Source organism: Pantoea alfalfae (assembly GCF_019880205.1).
GTDB classification, from domain to species: domain Bacteria; phylum Pseudomonadota; class Gammaproteobacteria; order Enterobacterales; family Enterobacteriaceae; genus Pantoea; species Pantoea alfalfae.
This window is the reverse complement of record NZ_CP082292.1, coordinates 3,828,032-3,845,117: the sequence shown is the minus strand read 5'-3', so window position 1 is coordinate 3,845,117 and position 17,086 is coordinate 3,828,032. Positions and strand designations below refer to the sequence as shown.

The window sequence follows — 17,086 nt, the reverse complement described above, 5'->3', positions numbered from 1 at the left end:
AAAGTTCAGCGTAACGCGCGCAGCAGCGCATCGTTATCGGCACCATCGGCTACCTGAATATCCTGCCAACCCAATCCTGCGGCCAGGGTAGCCAAACGTTCACTGACGACTATCAGTCGGCAGTTGAGCAGCCATTCCTCGCGATCAACCGCGGGGAACAGCGAAAAAAGCTGTTGTAACATTTCACCACTGGTCACCACCAGCACAGAGACGCCGCGATCGCGCCAGCGGCGGCCTTCAACCGGTCCGTCATAATGCTTCTGGCAGCGCTGGTAGCAGGCAGCAAACGTTACCTCAGCACCTCGCCGGGTTAATGTTTCTGCCAGCAATTCGCGTCCGGGATCGCCACGCAGGATCAGCGCACGTTTACCGGCAACCTGCTGAAGCGTGTTTATCTTGATCAATTCCTCACTGGTTTCATGCGCATGAGGCCAGGTCACCTGCTGTCCGCTGACGGTGTGAAACGCCAGCGCGGTGCTGCGACCAATTGCATAATAGTCCAGCTCCGTGGGCCATGCTTTGATCGCGTGCTGTGCGTAGTGAATCACCTGCTGAGAAAGAATAAAGACGAGATCACCGGCACGAAGTCCGGCGAGCCTGTGAGGCAGGGAATCGAGATCAGCGCCTGGCGCAAACTCGATCAACGGCAGGCTCCACGCCTGTTTGCCAAGGGCATGCAGGCGTGACACCAGCTCTGCCGCTGCGGGTTCCGGGCGCGTCACCAGGATGGTCATGCCGGCGGCTGCCCCTGATAGACCTCTTTCAGGATTTCACGCGCGCCGCCGTTCAGCAGTTCATCGGCAAGTGAGATGCCCATCTCTTCAGCCTGAGCGCGGGGACCACGGCGTTCGCCGCTGACCATCACCCGGCCATCCGGTGCACCGACCATGCCGCGCAGCCAGAGCTTATCGCCTTCCAGCACCGCGAAACTGCCAATGGGGACCTGGCAGCCACCCTCTAAGCGGGTATTCATGGCGCGTTCCGCTCTGACACAGACTTCGGTGTCAGCGTGGTTCAGTGCCCGTAACAGGTCAATCAGGACGCTATCATCCAGACGGCATTCAATGCCGACTGCACCCTGACCCACGGCGGGCAGGGAGACTTCGGCAGGCATTGCCTGGCGAATGCGATCTTCCAGCCCCAGACGCTTCAGTCCGGCGACGGCAAGAATAATCGCGTCATACTCGCCGGCATCGAGCTTGCCGAGTCGGGTACCCACATTGCCGCGCAGCGAGCGGATCACCAGATCCGGACGGCGCGCGCTAATCTGGCACTGACGACGCAGGCTGGAGGTACCTACAACGGCACCCTGTGGCAGCGCATCAATGGAGTCATAGTGATGAGAAACGAACGCATCACGCGGATCGTCGCGCTCGCAGATGGTTACCAGGCCCAGACCTTCAGGGAAACTGACCGGCACATCCTTCATAGAGTGCACTGCCATGTCGGCACGGCCATCCTGCATTGCCAGCTCAAGCTCTTTGACAAACAGCCCTTTACCACCGACTTTTGCCAGCGGCGTATCAAGGATAATGTCACCTTTGGTGACCATAGGCACCAGCTCAACGCGCAGTCCTGGATGGGCACTCATGAGTCGTTGCTGTACATAATGTGCCTGCCATAATGCGAGCGGGCTTTGTCTTGTAGCAATTCTGAAAATTTTGTCTAACATGCTGTTAACCATTTTTATCGTTCACTGAATATCCTATCATCTCTGGGTGAATACTGTCAGTTTCAACGGATTGAAAACGGCCTGTGCGCGGTTTCAGGCCCGGTTTATCAAGCCATAGCGTGGCAACCAGTGCCGAAAAGGCGGGAAGCTGGTAAGAACGTGCTAAACTGTTAAGTAGCGCAACTTTCTTTACGGTCAATCTGCCGAGTGATAGATTGATCACGTTTCCAGCAATTATCTGCCCACTTTTTTACTTTTATAAGCGGCAGAGCGTGGAAACAGGGTGCTTAAACACTGGGACAATCAGGCGAAACGTCTTGTACCTCTACATTGAGACACTGAAACAGAGACTGGATGCAATTAACCAGCTGCGCGTTGATCGTGCGCTGGCTGCCATGGGACCCGCTTTCCAGCGCGTCTACAGTCTGCTGCCAACCTTATTACATTATCAACATCCGCAGATGCCGGGTTACCTTGAAGGTAGCGTTCCACATGGCATCAGCTTCTACACGCCTGATGAAAATCAGCGACAGCTGCTGGCCGATCTCACCGGCGACAGCGACCTGCGCCATGCCGATGCGCCGAAAGGCGAAATGCCGATCACTGCGATCTACTCTATGGGCAGTACCTCCTCGGTCGGGCAGAACAGCGTCTCGGATCTCGATATCTGGGTGTGTCATCAATCCTGGCTTGATAATGAAGAGCGGCTGAATCTGCAGCGTAAATGTACGCTGCTGCAGAAGTGGTGTGTCTCGATGGGCGTGGAAGTGAGTTTCTTCCTGATTGACGAGAACCGCTTCCGTCATAACGAAAGCGGCAGCCTGGGCGGTGAAGACTGCGGCTCCACACAACACATTTTACTGCTGGATGAGTTTTACCGTACCGCGGTTCGTATGGCGGGCAAACGCCTCCTGTGGAATATGGTGCCGGGCGAAGAAGAGCACCATTACGATGACTACGTGATGTCGCTGTACGCCAAAGGCGTGCTGACCCCCAATGAGTGGCTCGATCTGGGCGGCCTCGGCACGCTGTCGGCGGAAGAGTATTTCGGTGCCAGCCTGTGGCAGCTCTATAAAAGTATCGACTCGCCTTATAAAGCCGTACTGAAAACGCTGCTGCTGGAAGCCTACAGCTGGGAATACCCGAACACACAACTGCTGGCAATGGATATCAAACAGCGCCTGCACGACGGCGAAATCATCTGCTTTGGCCTCGATCCTTACTGCATGATGCTTGAGCGCGTGACGCACTACCTGACCAGCGTGGACGATCAGCCGCGCCTTGATCTGGTGCGTCGCTGCTTCTATCTCAAAGTATGTGAAAAGCTCAGCAACGAAGATCATCAGCAACGCACCGGCTGGCGTCGCGAGATTTTATCGCAGCTGGTTAAAGAGTGGGGCTGGAACGAAGAGAAGATCGCCATTCTGGACAACCGTGCCGGGTGGAAAATCGAGCGGGTGCGCGAAGCCCATAACGAATTACTGGATGCGATGATGCAGAGTTATCGCAACCTGATCCGCTTTGCCCGTCGCAACAACTTAAGCGTCAGCGCCAGTCCGCAGGATATCGGTGTATTGACCCGTAAACTGTATGCCGCGTTTGAAGCGCTGCCGGGCAAAGTGACGCTGGTGAATCCACAGATTTCGCCCGATCTCTCTGAACCGAATCTGACCTTTATTCATGTGCCGCCTGGCCGCGCCAACCGTTCCGGCTGGTATCTTTATAACCAGGCACCGGACATGGATTCGATCATCAGCCATCAGCCGCTGGAATATAACCGCTACCTGAACAAGCTGGTGGCCTGGGCGTGGTTCAATGGTCTGCTGACCCGTAAAACCCGGCTGCATATTAAAGGCAATGAGATTTGCGACCTGGCGCGCCTGCAGGAGCTGGTTAACGATGTTTCCAGCCACTTCCCGCTGCGTCTGCCTTCGCCGACGCCAAAAGCGCTCTACAGCCCGTGCGAAATCCGGCACCTCGCGATTATTGTTAACCTTGAGCACGATCCGACGGCGGCCTTCCGCAATCAGGTGGTGCACTTCGACTTCCGCAAGCTGGATGTCTTTAGCTTTGGTCAGCAGCAGCAGTGCCTGATTGGCAGCATCGATCTGCTCTATCGCAACTCCTGGAATGAAGTGCGTACGCTGCACTTTAGCGGTGAACAGGCGATGATCGAAGGGCTGAAAACCATTCTCGGCAAGATGCATCAGGATGCCGCACCCCCGGATACGGTGGAAGTGTTCTGCTACAGCCAGCATCTGCGCGGTCTGATTCGCACGCGCGTGCAACAGCTGGTCTCTGAATGCATTGAGCTGCGCCTCTCCAGCACACGTCAGGAGCCGGGCCGCTTCAAAGCGCTGCGCATGGCAGGCGAGACCTGGGGACTGTTCTTTGAACGCATGAGTGTCTCGGTGCAGAAGCTTGAAAACGCCGTGGAATTTTATGGCGCGATCTCCAACAACAAGCTGCATGGGTTGTCGATCAAAGTCGAAACGAATCAGACGCCGCTGCCACCGGTAGTGAACGGCTATGCCAGCGAAGGCATCATTCAGTTCTTCTTTGAAAACACCACGGATGAGCGCGGCTTCAACATCTATATCCTTGATGAGACCAATCGGGTTGAGGTCTATCATCACTGTGAAGGCAGCAAAGAGGAGCTGGTGCGCGACGTCAGCCGCTTCTACTCCTCATCGCACGATCGCTTCACCTATGGGTCGAGCTTTATCAACTTCAACCTGCCGCAGTTCTACCAGATTGTGAACACCGGTGATCGATTCCAGGTGATTCCATTCCGGAGTCAGACGCTGACGCAGCTCTGTACGACGCAGCCTGACAACGACAACAGCGACTATCAACCGCGCTATCAGGTGCATTGATGCTGACGGGCTGCCTGCGCTCTGCAGGTGGCCGCTATCTTCCTGGCCTGTCACCCGGTTCACGCTATTTGCGGGGATTTCCTGTTGCTTTTCCACCTTCAACTGCGATGATAAGCATCCAGGTAAAGGACATAAAGAGCATAAAGAATGAAGAAAGTAATAAGCCTGTTGGCCATGACACTGGCAGTAATCAGCCTTGCAGGTTGTGGTCTGAAAGGACCGCTCTACTTCCCGCCGAAGGACCAGCCGAAGAAACAACAAGCCCCAACCGACCGCCAGAAAGCGGATGCCTCTAAAGCCGATGTCGGCGGGCTGGTGACCGGCAATTCAGGCGTAAAAGCGAACTAATCTGATGGCTTATCCGGCGGAGCAAAAAATGCAGTTCTCCAAAATGCACGGTCTCGGCAACGATTTTATGGTTGTGGATGCAGTGACACAAAACGTCTTCTTCTCGCCGGAATTGATCCGCCGGCTGGCCGATCGTCATCTGGGGATCGGTTTTGATCAGCTGCTGATTGTTGAACCGCCTTACGATCCCGATCTCGATTTTCACTATCGAATTTTCAACGCTGACGGCAGTGAAGTGGCGCAGTGCGGCAACGGTGCACGCTGTTTTGCCCGCTTTGTTCAGCTGAAAGGGCTGACCAACAAAAGCGACATCCGGGTCAGTACCCAGAATGGCCGCATGGTGTTAACCGTGACGCCTGACGATCACGTGCGCGTGAACATGGGTGAGCCCAACTTTGAGCCTCAGCAGGTGCCGTTCCGCGCCAACAAAGCCGAGAATCTCTATCTGCTGCGCGTGGCCGAACAGACGGTGATGCTGGGTGCAGTGTCGATGGGGAATCCCCACTGCGTCATTCAGGTGGAAAGCGTTAAAACCGCGCAGGTTGAACTGCTGGGCCCGATTCTCGAGAGCCACGAGCGTTTCCCGGATCGCGTCAATGTCGGTTTTATGGAGATCATTAATCCCGAACATATCCGGCTGCGCGTCTACGAACGTGGAGCGGGTGAAACGCAGGCGTGCGGCAGCGGCGCCTGTGCTGCCGTTGCATGCGGCATTCAGCAGGGCATTCTGGCACCGAAAGTGCGTGTCGACCTGCCTGGCGGGACGCTGCATATCTCCTGGAAAGGTGCCGGTCAGCCGCTCTACATGACCGGGCCTGCGACACACGTCTACGATGGGTTTATTCATCTATGAAAAATATCGAAGAGCAGGCTGACAGTTCGGTTCTGCTGGACGATCAGGCTGTCAGTGATTATCTGCGGCAGAATCCCGATTTCTTTATCCGTAATGCCCGCGAAGTTGAACAGATGGCGGTGCCGCATCCGGTGCGCGGCAGCGTGTCACTGGTCGAGTGGCATATGGCGCGGCAACGCAACCACATCCAGCGGCTGGAAGAAGAGATCACCCTGCTGATGGAGCAGGCCAGCGCTAACCATGAGCTGTTTGATCGTCTGCTGTCGCTGGAAAGTCATCTGGCCGCGGCAGATTCGCTGCAGGATATGCTCAACCGTCTGCATCGCTGGGCGCGAGAGTTAGGCCTGGCGGGCGCCAATGTGCGGCTGTTCAGTGATAAATGGCTGCTGGGCGCGCCCTCCGATTTCTTCCAACTGAGCCTGTCGCGTCAGGCGTTTGAACCGCTGCGTATTCAGCGCTTCGGCAACCAGCATCATTATCTCGGTAATATCAATGGGCCGGAACTCCTGCTGCTGCTGCCGCAGGCCAAAGCAATTGGCTCGGTTGCGATGTCGCTGATGGGCGAAGAGGGCGATCTCGGCGTGCTGGTATTCAGCAGCCGTGACAGCCAGCACTATCAGTCGGGCATGGGAACGCTGCTGTTACAGCATCTTTCACAGATGATGCCTGGCCTGCTTTCCCGTTGGGTAGAGCGCGCATGAGCAGCGCGCTGCAGGAGGCGGTCGACGGATTTCTGCGCTACCTGAAAGTGGAGCGCCAGCTGAGTCCGTTAACCCAGAGCAGCTATGCGCGCCAGCTGACCGCGCTGGTTGCAATTGCTGATGAGATGAAGCTCGGCAGCTGGGCGCAACTGGAACCTGCGCAGGTGCGCAGCATGGCGGCGCGCAGTCGTCGCGCCGGACTCTCTGCCAGCAGCCTCGCGTTGCGTCTCTCCGCCCTGCGCAGTTTTCTCGACTGGCAGGTGAGCCAGGGGTTGCTCTCCGCTAATCCGGCCAAAGGGGTGATGACGCCACGTAAAGCGCGCCATCTGCCTAAGAATATTGATGTGGATGAAGTGAACCAGCTGCTGGAGATCGACCTTAACGATCCGCTGGCGGTGCGCGACCGCGCAATGCTGGAAGTGATGTATGGCGGCGGGCTGCGTCTCTCCGAGCTGGTGAATATGGATTGCCGCCACGTCGACCTCGATTCCGGCGAAGTGTGGGTCGTGGGTAAGGGCAGTAAAGAGCGCCGGGTGCCGATTGGCCGCACGGCGGTCACCTGGATCCAGCACTGGCTGCCGCTGCGTGAAACCTTTGGCGGCCAGGATGATGCACTGTTTCTGTCGACGCGTGGCAACCGCATCTCGCCCCGCAACGTGCAGAAACGCTTTGCCGAATGGGGCATCAGACAGGGTGTGGCGAGCCATATCCATCCGCATAAGCTGCGACACTCTTTTGCCACGCATCTGCTGGAGTCCAGCGGCGACCTGCGTGCCGTGCAGGAGTTACTGGGTCATGCGAACCTCTCGACTACCCAGATCTACACCCATCTCGACTTCCAGCATCTGGCTTCGGTGTATGACGCTGCGCATCCCCGCGCCAAACGAGGAAAGAACGAATGAAGTTTTATCGTCCGCTGTCGGCCATAAAAGCCATGACCTTCGATCTTGATGACACGCTCTACGATAACTATCCAGTAATCCGTCGCACCACGCTGGAGTCTCACGCTGCTTTGCAGGCTTTTCATCCGGCGCTGCGTGACTTCACGCCGCAGGATTATCAGCAGTTGCGCGATCAACTGCTGCAGCGCGAGCCTGAGATCTATCATGACGTTTCAGAGTGGCGACGCCGTTCGGTAGAGCTGGCGATGCTGAATATCGGCCTCTCTGCTGCGGAAGCGACCGCGGGCGCGGCAGAGGTCATGGCGGTGTTCCATCAGTGGCGGAGTCAGGTCGAGATGCCGGACGAGACGCATCAAACGCTGAAGGCGCTGGCGGAAAAAATCCCGCTGGTGGCGGTAACCAATGGCAACGCCAGCCCGGAAAAAATGGGCATCGCTGAATATTTCCGCTTCACGTTGCGGGCCGGACCTGACGGGCGTGCTAAGCCGTGGCAGGATATGTATCAGCTTGCCGCGCAACGCCTTGATATTGCGCCACAACACATTCTGCATGTGGGCGACGACCTGACTACTGATGTCGCCGGCTCACTGCGCTGCGGCATGCAGGCCTGCTGGGTTAACCTGCGGCAGGGCAACCTGATGCATATCCCGGATGCGCGCCTGTTGCCGCATGTCGAAATTTCGCGGTTGGCATCACTCACCTCACTGCTATAATGGCTGTAAATTTATCCAGTCGTCTCCCTTTTTCTGCCAGGCCGCTGTGCTTTATCCGGCGTCCGTGGCGCAGCCTGACTGGCCGCGACAATGCCTTACGGCAGGCGCAGTAAACAGCGCGGCGACGGCGTTTTTCTCTGGTAAACGGTGCTTATGGACGTTTCTGAACTGCTCGACGGTTTGAATGACAATCAGCGCGCGGCCGTTGCGGCTCCGCGCAGTAACCTGCTGGTGCTGGCAGGCGCGGGCAGTGGTAAAACGCGGGTGCTGGTGCATCGCATTGCCTGGCTGATGTCAGTCGAGAACTGCTCACCTTATTCGATCATGGCGGTGACCTTTACCAACAAAGCGGCAGCAGAGATGCGTCACCGTATCGAACATCTGATCGGCACCAGTCAGGGCGGGATGTGGATCGGGACTTTCCACGGTCTGGCGCATCGCTTACTGCGTGCCCACCATCTTGACGCCGGTCTGCCGCAGGATTTTCAGATCCTCGACAGTGAAGACCAGCTGCGTCTGCTCAAGCGCCTGATCAAATCGATGAACCTTGATGACAAGCAGTGGCCTGCGCGCCAGGGCATGTGGTACATCAACGGCAAAAAAGATGAAGGCCTGCGGCCAAAGCACATTGAAAGTTATGGCAATCCGATTGAGCAGACCTGGCTGCGCATTTATCAGGCTTATCAGGAAGCCTGTGACCGCGCCGGTTTGGTCGACTTCGCCGAGCTGCTGCTGCGCGCTCATGAGCTCTGGCTCAACAAGCCGCATATCCTGAATCACTACCGCGAACGCTTTACCAACGTGCTGGTGGATGAGTTTCAGGATACCAACAACATTCAGTATGCCTGGATTCGGATGCTGGCGGGTGACAGCGGCCGTGTGATCATCGTGGGGGATGATGATCAGTCGATCTACGGCTGGCGCGGTGCGCAGGTTGAGAATATTCAGCGCTTTCTGCAGGATTTTCCTGGCGCGGAAACGATCCGTCTGGAGCAGAACTATCGCTCAACCAATAATATCCTGAAAGCGGCCAACGCCCTGATCGCCAACAACAATGGCCGTCTGGGTAAAGAGCTCTGGACCGAAGGCAGCGATGGCGAACCGATCTCTATCTACTGCGCTTTTAATGAGCTGGATGAAGCACGCTTCGTGGTCAACCGCATCAAGGTCTGGATGGAGAACGGCGGTGCGCTCAACGACTGCGCCATTCTCTATCGCAGCAACGCCCAGTCGCGTGTGCTGGAAGAGGCGCTGCTGCAGAGCAGCATGCCGTACCGTATTTATGGCGGCATGCGCTTCTTTGAACGCCAGGAGATCAAAGATGCGCTCTCCTATCTGCGTCTGATGGCGAACCGCAATGACGACGCCGCCTTTGAGCGCGTGGTGAATACCCCGACGCGCGGCGTGGGCGATCGCACGCTCGACGTGGTGCGTCAGACGGCGCGTGAACGTCAGATGACGCTGTGGCAGGCTACGCGCGAACTGCTACAAAGTCGCGCACTGGCTGGCCGCGCCGCGTCTGCACTGCAACGCTTCTGTGAGCTGGTCGATTCACTGGCTACCGAAACTGCCGAATTACCGCTGCATGTTCAGACCGACCGGGTTATCAAAGACTCTGGCCTGTGGCTGATGTATGAGCAGGAAAAAGGCGAAAAGGGTCAGGCGCGTATCGAAAACCTTGAGGAGCTGGTGACGGCAACCCGTCAGTTCAGCTATCAGGATGAAGATGAAGATCTGATGCCGCTGCAGGCCTTCTTATCCCACGCGGCGCTGGAAGCGGGCGAAGGTCAGGCAGATAAATGGCAGGATGCGGTTCAGCTGATGACGTTGCACTCAGCAAAAGGGCTGGAGTTCAGCCAGGTCTTTATCGTCGGCATGGAAGAGGGCATGTTCCCAAGCCAGATGTCGCTGGATGAAGGCGGGCGGCTGGAAGAGGAGCGTCGTCTGGCGTATGTCGGTGTGACCCGCGCGATGCTCAAGCTGACGCTGACCTACGCTGAAACCCGCCGACTCTATGGTAAGGAAGTGTATCACCGGCCTTCCCGTTTTATCGGCGAACTGCCCGAGACCTGCATCGAAGAAGTGCGTCTGCGCGCCAGCGTCAGCCGTCCGGTCAACCATCAGCGTATGGGTGCCCCGGTGACCAAAAATGACAGTGGATTCGCGCTGGGCCAGCGTGTTCATCACGCAAAATTTGGCGAAGGCACCATCATTAATCTGGAAGGCAGCGGTGAGCACAGTCGCCTGCAGGTGGCGTTTCAGGGTCAGGGAATCAAGTGGCTGGTGGCGGCTTACGCGAAGCTGGAAACGCTTTAGCACGCGGTTGACGGCTTTTTCGTCTCAGCGTAACATGCGCCCACTATTATCATGAGAGGACAATGCCTTGGACACGCCCAGTCGATGCTGGCTCAATGACCTGGATATCAGGCATAACATCTAAGGCTACCTCTTTACGCGGGTAGCCTTAGCGGTTATCAGCGACCTCCCTTTTTGATTCCGTCGCGCGAGTCAGCACTGATTTATCTTTGAAACTCTGTTTCCGTGTTCAGGCTGCCTGTTCCCTTTAAAGGAACGGCGGACCGCTTTGTCCCATTTAGTCTGCAATGGGGAGTATTGCTATGCTGAGCGCATTTAAACTGGATCACAGCCGCCTGACGCGACTGGAGCTGGAAGACGAAACCGACAAACTGACCAACTCTGTCTGGGTCGATCTGATCGAGCCGGAAGAGGGCGAGCGTGACCGGGTGCAAACGGAGCTGGGCCAGAGCCTGGCAACACGGCCAGAGCTGGAAGATATCGAGGCCTCGGCACGCTTCTTCGAAGATGAAGATGGTCTGCATATCCACTCCTTCTTCTTCTATGAAGATGCTGACGATCATGCCGGTAACTCCACCGTGGCGTTCACCATTCGTGAAGGCCGACTCTACACGCTGCGCGAACGTGAACTGCCCGCTTTCCGCCTCTATCGTATGCGCGCCCGTAACCAGACCCTGATCGATGGCAATGCCTTTGAGCTGCTGCTCGACCTGTTTGAAACCAAAATCGAACAGCTGGCGGATGAAATCGAGAACATCTATAGCGCACTGGAGAAACTGAGCCGGGTCATCATGGAAGGTCAGCAGGGCGAAGAGTACGATCAGGCGCTGTCGCGGCTCGCCGAACTGGAAGATATCGGCTGGAAGGTGCGTCTCTGTCTGATGGATACCCAGCGCGCCCTGAATTTCCTGGTGCGTAAAGCGCGTCTTCCGGGTAATCAGCTGGAGCAGGCGCGGGAAATTCTGCGCGATATCGAATCGCTGCTGCCGCATAACGAATCGTTGTTCCAGAAGGTCAACTTCCTGATGCAGGCGGCCATGGGCTTTATCAACATTGAGCAGAACCGCATCATCAAGATCTTCTCAGTGGTTTCCGTGGTGTTTCTGCCGCCGACGCTGGTGGCCTCCAGCTATGGGATGAACTTTGAGTTTATGCCGGAACTGAAGTGGAGCTTTGGTTATCCGGCCGCGATCGGCCTGATGATTCTGGCCGGACTGGCGCCTTATCTCTATTTCAAACGTAAAAACTGGCTTTAAAATAAGAACGGGCCATCTGAGATGGCCCGTTCTGCTGGCTCCTGTCCCCATTTCTGCGTAATCTTACCCTCCTGTTTTTACAAATTATTAACTTTTTATGGACGCTTTTTCGTTGCGCGCGCAGTGGACGCTACTGCTGCTGATCTCGGTACTACTGGGCGCGGTGCTGCATTATTTTCATGTACCCGCCGCGCTGCTACTGGGACCGATGATTGTAGGTGTGGTGATGGGCCTGTCAGGAGCCACACTGCGAATTGATAAACGATTCTTCCTGCTTGCTCAGGCGGTGCTGGGTTGCATGATTGCGCAGAGCCTGTCGCCTTCGATTCTGACACCGCTGGTTCAGGAGTGGCCAATCGTGCTGGCGGTGCTGCTGCTGACGCTGGCCGCCAGCGGCCTGTCGGGTTTTCTGCTGGTTCGCTTCAGTCATCTGCCTGGCCCGACCGGCGCATGGGGCTCGTCACCGGGCGGTGCTTCGGCAATGGTAGCAATGGCGGGGGACTTTGGCGCTGACGTGAGACTGGTGGCGTTTATGCAGTATCTGCGGGTACTGTTTGTCGCCTCGGCGGCCGCGCTGGTCGCGCGCATCGGGCTGGGCGATGAAGCGCACAGCGTTTCGCTGCTCTGGTTTCCCGTGCTGAATTATGGCTTTGCGATTACGCTGATGGTGATGCTGGCCGGCGCGTGGCTGGGGACACGACTGCGCATTCCTTCTGGCGCGCTGCTGCTGCCCGCGCTGGCGGGGGCGGTACTGAACAGCAGCCATATCGCAGTGTTACAGGTGCCGGAGTGGCTACTGGCCGTGGCCTATGCGCTGATTGGCTGGAGCGTGGGATTGCGTTTCACTCGCCCGATCTTTCTGCTGGCACTGCGCACGCTGCCGCAGATGCTGGCCTCAATCTTCGGGCTGATGCTGTTGTGTGGCGGGCTGGCGTGGATATTGACGCGCATGCTGGATATCGATCTGATGACGGCCTATCTCGCCACCAGTCCAGGCGGGCTGGACACAGTGGCGATTATTGCTGCGGGAACCCAGGTCAACATGGCATTTGTGATGGCGATGCAGACGTTGCGTCTCTTTACCATCCTGTTGACCGGCCCGGCTTTAGCGCGCTTTATTTCACGCTATGCGCGCGCGGGAACGGAATGAAAACGCTACCGCATCGCAGACAAACACCAGCAGCGCCAGCCAGATAAAGCCGAAGGTTACCATCTTGTCTGGCGTGATGGTTTCACCGTAAAACACCACCGCCAGCACAAACATCAGCGTCGGGCCGAGATACTGAAAGAAACCGACCGTAGAGAGGCGCAGCCGGCTGCAGGCCGCCGCAAACAGCATCAGTGGAATGGTGGTCACAATGCCCGCTGCGATCAGCTTCAGGTTGAGACTCAGCGGGTTCGCCGATAAATGACTGGTGGCGCTGTCGGCAAAGCCAAACAGATAAATGGCTGCCAGCGGAAACAGCCACAGGGTCTCAATCAGCATGCCGCTCTGTGCATCGACCTGGATCTTTTTGCGCATCAGACCATAAACGGCAAAGCTCAGGGCCAGCCCCAGCGCGATAACTGGCAACGATCCAAACTGCCACAGCTGCACCAGCACGCCGACGGTGGCCAGCAGCACGGCGAGCCATTGCAGGCGGCGAAACCGTTCGCGCAAAAACAGCATGCCGAACACCACGTTGATCAGCGGGTTAATAAAGTAGCCCAGGCTGGCTTCCAGCATATGCTGATTGTTGACTGCCCAGATAAACAGCAGCCAGTTGCCGCCGATAGTCACGGCCGTCAGCGCCAGCAGCAGCACTTTTTTAGGCTGACGCAGCACGCCTCGCACGCCGGGCCAGCTTCGGCTCAGGGTAATCAGCAACACCATAAAAAGTGCCGACCAGATTACCCGGTGCGTCATGATTTCTGTGGCGGGAACCTGTTTGACCAGCTTGAAATAGGCGGGCGCAATGCCCCAGATAAAGTAGGCGCCCAGTGCAAAGCCAATGCCCTGGCGGGTTTGTTGCGTATCCATATGCGATCCATTCAGTGGCATAGTTAGCCGATAAGATAGGTGGCGGTAGCCGTGGCGATGTAATCGCCCTGTTGATTGTGCAGTTCCACGCGTGCCACGGCGACTTTGTTACCGGCGCGCAGCAGGCTGCTGGTGGCGGTGAAGCGTTCGCCGCGTCCGGGACGCAGATAGTCAACGCGCATATCGATGGTGCCCATACGTGACAAACGCTGGCGCAGATCCGCTTCGCTGATGCTCTCCTGACGGGTTAACGCATTGCTGACGCAGACCATCCCCGCTGCCACATCGAGTACCGACGCAATAACACCACCATGCAGAATCTGCTGCGCCTGGTTGCCCACCAGCATGGTTTTGTTATTGAAGCTGATCTCTGCGTAGTCTGCGTCAAGGCGCATCAGCTCCAGGCCTAACGCCTGATTAAATGGCATGTGATAAACAAAAATTTCGCCGACCAGCTGGCGAGCGTCCTGCGGTGTCAGCACGGGTGATGACATGATGATGTGTCCTGAAAAATCGGGCCAGAGGGGCGCGGAACATGAATGAGTTGTGTATTCTATGCCGCCTGCGAGGGTGTTTCCAGTTTAAGAAAACAGCACTCATGCTCGCTGCCATTTGCGTGTAGAATGGCCTGCTTTTTACAACACCCTTTCAGTTATTCTGATACGCAGCTGTTCACCGGAGAATTTTATGCGTAAGCATCGCGCCTTGCTGGCGGCAATGTTGATATTTCCTGCGCTGGCGCAGGCGGATGAAGCCCGGATTAAAGAGGTTCATGACGCGCCACAGGTTCAGGGCAGCATTATTGCTAACCTGCTGGAGAAGCATGATAACCCGTTTGTTCTCTATCCTTACGAGAACAACTATCTGCTCTACACCTATACCAGCGACCTCAATAAAGAGGCGATCTCCTCCTATAACTGGGGTGAAAACGCTCGCAAAGATGAAGTGAAATTCCAGCTCAGCCTGGCGTTTCCGCTGTGGCGCGGTATTCTGGGCGACAACTCGGTGCTGGCAGCCTCTTACACCCAGCGTTCCTGGTGGCAGCTGTCAAATAGTGCTGAGTCATCACCTTTCCGTGAGACCAACTATGAGCCGCAGATTTTTCTGGGCTGGGCGACCGACTACTCGCTGGGTGGCTGGACGCTGCGTGATGTCGAACTGGGTCTGAATCACCAATCTAATGGACGAAGTGACCCGACTTCACGCAGCTGGAACCGTGTCTATGCGCGTCTGATGGCGGAGAACGGTAACTTCCTGGCGGAAATCAAACCCTGGTATCGTATCCCTGAAGGGGCGAGCAGCGATGATAATCCCGACATCACCAAATATATGGGTTACTACCGCACCCGGCTGGGCTATAAGTTCGGCGACAGTATCTTCAGCGTAGAGGGCAACTATAACTGGAACAGCGGTTATGGCGGCGCGACAATGGGCTGGAGCTACCCTATCAGTGAACACGTCCGCTTCTATACTCAGGTGTTTAGCGGCTACGGTGAATCACTGATCGATTACAACCATCGCCAGACACGTCTGGGTGTGGGTGTAACGCTTAACGACTTGTTCTAATCCCTAACGTAAGACAGGAATCGCGTGGCAACCTCGGCAGTTCTTAATCAGGAAACGCTGGCGCAGCAGGTATTGCAGGACACCTTCGGCTACCAGCAGTTTCGTCCCGGTCAGCAGACGATCATTAATCAGGCGCTGAGCGGGCGCGACTGTCTGGTGGTGATGCCCACTGGCGGCGGTAAATCGCTCTGTTATCAGATTCCGGCGCTGGTGCGCGAAGGGCTGACACTGGTGGTGTCGCCGCTGATCTCACTGATGAAAGATCAGGTCGATCAGTTGCTGGCGAACGGCGTGGCGGCAGCCTATCTCAACTCCACCATGACGCGCGAGCAGCAGCAGACGGTGATGGCTGACTGTCGTACCGGCCGGGTTAAGCTGCTCTACATCGCCCCTGAACGCCTGATGATGGATAACTTCCTGGACAGTCTGGCGCACTGGCAACCGGCGATGCTGGCGGTGGATGAGGCGCACTGTATTTCACAGTGGGGCCACGATTTCCGTCCGGAATATGGTGCACTCGGGAAGATGCGTCAGCGCTTCCCGGAATTACCGGTCATGGCATTGACGGCGACGGCGGACGAAACCACCCGCAACGACATCGTTAATCTGCTGCACATGCAGGATCCGCTGATTCAGATCAGCAGCTTTGACCGCCCCAATATTCGCTACACGCTGGTGGAAAAATTCAAACCCACCGATCAGCTGCTGCGCTACGTTCAGGATCAGCGCGGCAAATGCGGCATTATCTACTGCAACAGTCGGGCGAAGGTGGAAGACACCGCCGCGCGACTGCAAAGCCGTGGATTCAGCGTCGGGGCGTATCATGCCGGAATCGACAGCGAACAGCGTGCCCGCGTGCAGGAAGCGTTCCAGCGTGACGATCTGCAAATCGTAGTGGCAACTGTGGCTTTTGGCATGGGCATCAACAAGCCCAACGTCCGTTTTGTGGTCCACTTTGATATTCCGCGCAACATCGAATCCTATTATCAGGAAACCGGACGAGCCGGACGTGATGGTCTGCCCGCCGAAGCGATGATGCTTTACGACCCGGCCGATATGGCCTGGCTGCGTAAATGCCTGGAAGAAAAAGTGCCCGGGCCGCTGCAGGATATTGAGCGCCACAAGCTCAACGCGATGGGCGCGTTTGCTGAAGCGCAGACCTGCCGCCGCCTGGTGCTGCTGAATTACTTTGGCGAGGGTCGCCAGCAGCCGTGTGACAACTGCGATATCTGCCTTGATCCGCCAAAACGGTATGACGGCCTGGTTGAAGCGCAAAAAGCGCTTTCCGGCATCTATCGCGTGGGCCAGCGGTTCGGCATGGGCTATATCGTTGAGGTGCTACGCGGGTCCAACAACCAGCGTATCCGTGAGCAGGGCCATGACAAGCTGCCGGTCTATGGACTGGGCAAAGATCAGAGCCACGAACACTGGGTCAGCGTGTTACGTCAGTTAATCCATCTGGGGCTGGTAACGCAGAACATCGCTATGCATTCGGCTTTGCAACTGACCGAAGCAGCACGACCGGTCCTGCGCGGTGAAGTGCCACTGATGCTGGCGGTGCCGCGTTTAATTACCGCGAAAACAAAGAGCAGCGGTCCGGCGAAGTTTCACGGTGGTAACTACGATCGCAAACTGTTCGCCAAACTGCGTAAGCTGCGAAAAGCAATCGCCGATGAAGAGAATATTCCGCCTTACGTGGTGTTCAATGACGCCACACTGATAGAGATGGCAGAACAGATGCCGGTCAGCGCGTCCGAGATGCTTAGCGTCAACGGCGTGGGTCACCGCAAACTGGAGCGCTTTGGCAAACCCTTCCTGGTGATGATCAAAGAGCATCTTGATGATGAAGAGTAAAGGACACTA

At 56.7% G+C, this 17,086-nt stretch carries 16 protein-coding genes; 12 read left to right on the top strand and 4 right to left on the bottom strand.

Annotated elements, in window-relative coordinates:
• Positions 1-5: 5 nt before the first annotated feature.
• Both hemD and hemC read right to left on the bottom strand, forming a co-directional pair.
• The gene (hemD, locus tag K6R05_RS17930) at positions 6-734 is read right to left on the bottom strand and encodes a uroporphyrinogen-III synthase (protein ID WP_222924756.1); all 729 of its coding nucleotides are present in this window, start codon (positions 732-734) and stop codon (positions 6-8) included.
• Positions 731-1,672: a hydroxymethylbilane synthase gene (hemC, locus tag K6R05_RS17925; protein WP_222924755.1), complete on the bottom strand. Its 942-nt coding sequence runs from the start codon at positions 1,670-1,672 to the stop codon at positions 731-733. Before hemC ends, hemD begins: the two co-directional genes overlap by 4 nt.
• A 317-nt stretch (positions 1,673-1,989) precedes the next feature.
• Here hemC and K6R05_RS17920 point away from each other — a divergent pair, with 317 nt between their 5' ends.
• The 10 genes from K6R05_RS17920 (at position 1,990) to K6R05_RS17880 (ending at position 12,787) form a co-directional block, all read left to right on the top strand.
• Positions 1,990-4,548: a class I adenylate cyclase gene (locus tag K6R05_RS17920; protein ID WP_222924754.1), complete on the top strand. Its 2,559-nt coding sequence runs from the start codon at positions 1,990-1,992 to the stop codon at positions 4,546-4,548.
• A gap of 147 nt (positions 4,549-4,695) precedes the next feature.
• The gene (gene lptM, locus K6R05_RS17915; protein WP_010257328.1) at positions 4,696-4,896 is read left to right on the top strand and encodes an LPS translocon maturation chaperone LptM; all 201 of its coding nucleotides are present in this window, start codon (positions 4,696-4,698) and stop codon (positions 4,894-4,896) included.
• Between the two features lie 28 nt (positions 4,897-4,924).
• The gene (dapF, locus tag K6R05_RS17910) at positions 4,925-5,749 is read left to right on the top strand and encodes a diaminopimelate epimerase (protein WP_033734938.1); all 825 of its coding nucleotides are present in this window, start codon (positions 4,925-4,927) and stop codon (positions 5,747-5,749) included.
• Positions 5,746-6,450 carry a DUF484 domain-containing protein gene (locus K6R05_RS17905; RefSeq protein ID WP_013359688.1) on the top strand — a complete coding sequence of 235 codons (705 nt, stop codon included), beginning with the start codon at positions 5,746-5,748 and terminating at the stop codon, positions 6,448-6,450. Before dapF ends, K6R05_RS17905 begins: the two co-directional genes overlap by 4 nt.
• Positions 6,447-7,352, top strand: a complete 906-nt coding sequence (gene xerC / locus K6R05_RS17900; RefSeq protein WP_161733901.1) for a tyrosine recombinase XerC — start codon at positions 6,447-6,449, stop codon at positions 7,350-7,352. The genes K6R05_RS17905 and xerC overlap by 4 nt, the downstream gene beginning before the upstream one ends.
• A complete protein-coding gene (yigB, locus tag K6R05_RS17895) occupies positions 7,349-8,065 on the top strand; it encodes a 5-amino-6-(5-phospho-D-ribitylamino)uracil phosphatase YigB (RefSeq protein WP_161733903.1) in 717 nt (238 codons plus the stop codon). The genes xerC and yigB overlap by 4 nt, the downstream gene beginning before the upstream one ends.
• 153 nt (positions 8,066-8,218) lie before the next feature.
• Positions 8,219-10,381 (top strand): DNA helicase II, encoded by a 2,163-nt coding sequence (gene uvrD / locus K6R05_RS17890; RefSeq protein WP_033734817.1) that lies wholly within the window; start codon positions 8,219-8,221, stop codon positions 10,379-10,381.
• 67 nt (positions 10,382-10,448) lie between these two features.
• Positions 10,449-10,505: a YsgD/CorL family protein gene (gene ysgD / locus K6R05_RS22415; RefSeq protein ID WP_352230973.1), complete on the top strand. Its 57-nt coding sequence runs from the start codon at positions 10,449-10,451 to the stop codon at positions 10,503-10,505.
• A 178-nt stretch (positions 10,506-10,683) separates the two neighbouring features.
• Positions 10,684-11,637: a magnesium/cobalt transporter CorA gene (gene corA, locus K6R05_RS17885; protein ID WP_161733905.1), complete on the top strand. Its 954-nt coding sequence runs from the start codon at positions 10,684-10,686 to the stop codon at positions 11,635-11,637.
• A 97-nt stretch (positions 11,638-11,734) separates the two neighbouring features.
• A complete protein-coding gene (locus K6R05_RS17880; protein ID WP_161733907.1) occupies positions 11,735-12,787 on the top strand; it encodes an AbrB family transcriptional regulator in 1,053 nt (350 codons plus the stop codon).
• Here the strand turns inward: K6R05_RS17880 and rarD are convergent.
• Both rarD and K6R05_RS17870 read right to left on the bottom strand, forming a co-directional pair.
• Complete coding sequence (rarD, locus tag K6R05_RS17875; RefSeq protein ID WP_222924753.1) at positions 12,758-13,657, bottom strand: EamA family transporter RarD; 900 nt, start codon at positions 13,655-13,657, stop codon at positions 12,758-12,760. The two genes, K6R05_RS17880 and rarD, sit on opposite strands and share 30 nt — an antisense overlap.
• 23 nt (positions 13,658-13,680) lie before the next feature.
• Entirely contained in the window at positions 13,681-14,151 is a 471-nt protein-coding gene (locus K6R05_RS17870; RefSeq protein ID WP_013359695.1) for a thioesterase family protein, read from the bottom strand.
• 193 nt (positions 14,152-14,344) lie between these two features.
• Between K6R05_RS17870 and pldA the strand changes: the two genes are divergently transcribed.
• Together pldA and recQ are read left to right on the top strand one after the other, a co-directional pair.
• On the top strand, positions 14,345-15,223 hold the full coding sequence (gene pldA, locus K6R05_RS17865) for a phospholipase A (protein ID WP_061061281.1): 879 nt from the start codon (positions 14,345-14,347) through the stop codon (positions 15,221-15,223).
• A 24-nt stretch (positions 15,224-15,247) separates the two neighbouring features.
• Positions 15,248-17,077: an ATP-dependent DNA helicase RecQ gene (recQ, locus tag K6R05_RS17860; protein WP_161733911.1), complete on the top strand. Its 1,830-nt coding sequence runs from the start codon at positions 15,248-15,250 to the stop codon at positions 17,075-17,077.
• The last annotated feature ends 9 nt before the right edge of the window (positions 17,078-17,086 follow it).

Excerpts from the sequence above, each read along its gene's own strand:
- yigB (WP_161733903.1), top strand. The coding sequence starts at position 7,349 with ATGAAGTTTTATCGTCCGCTGTCGGCCATAAAAGCCATGACCTTCGAT.
- hemD (WP_222924756.1), bottom strand. The coding sequence starts at position 734 with ATGACCATCCTGGTGACGCGCCCGGAACCCGCAGCGGCAGAGCTGGTG.
- uvrD (WP_033734817.1), top strand. The coding sequence starts at position 8,219 with ATGGACGTTTCTGAACTGCTCGACGGTTTGAATGACAATCAGCGCGCG.
- rarD (WP_222924753.1), bottom strand. The coding sequence starts at position 13,657 with ATGGATACGCAACAAACCCGCCAGGGCATTGGCTTTGCACTGGGCGCC.
- K6R05_RS17905 (WP_013359688.1), top strand. The coding sequence starts at position 5,746 with ATGAAAAATATCGAAGAGCAGGCTGACAGTTCGGTTCTGCTGGACGAT.
- hemC (WP_222924755.1), bottom strand. The coding sequence starts at position 1,672 with ATGTTAGACAAAATTTTCAGAATTGCTACAAGACAAAGCCCGCTCGCA.
- pldA (WP_061061281.1), top strand. The coding sequence starts at position 14,345 with ATGCGTAAGCATCGCGCCTTGCTGGCGGCAATGTTGATATTTCCTGCG.
- K6R05_RS17870 (WP_013359695.1), bottom strand. The coding sequence starts at position 14,151 with ATGTCATCACCCGTGCTGACACCGCAGGACGCTCGCCAGCTGGTCGGC.
- K6R05_RS17880 (WP_161733907.1), top strand. The coding sequence starts at position 11,735 with ATGGACGCTTTTTCGTTGCGCGCGCAGTGGACGCTACTGCTGCTGATC.
- lptM (WP_010257328.1), top strand. The coding sequence starts at position 4,696 with ATGAAGAAAGTAATAAGCCTGTTGGCCATGACACTGGCAGTAATCAGC.
- corA (WP_161733905.1), top strand. The coding sequence starts at position 10,684 with ATGCTGAGCGCATTTAAACTGGATCACAGCCGCCTGACGCGACTGGAG.
- dapF (WP_033734938.1), top strand. The coding sequence starts at position 4,925 with ATGCAGTTCTCCAAAATGCACGGTCTCGGCAACGATTTTATGGTTGTG.
- xerC (WP_161733901.1), top strand. The coding sequence starts at position 6,447 with ATGAGCAGCGCGCTGCAGGAGGCGGTCGACGGATTTCTGCGCTACCTG.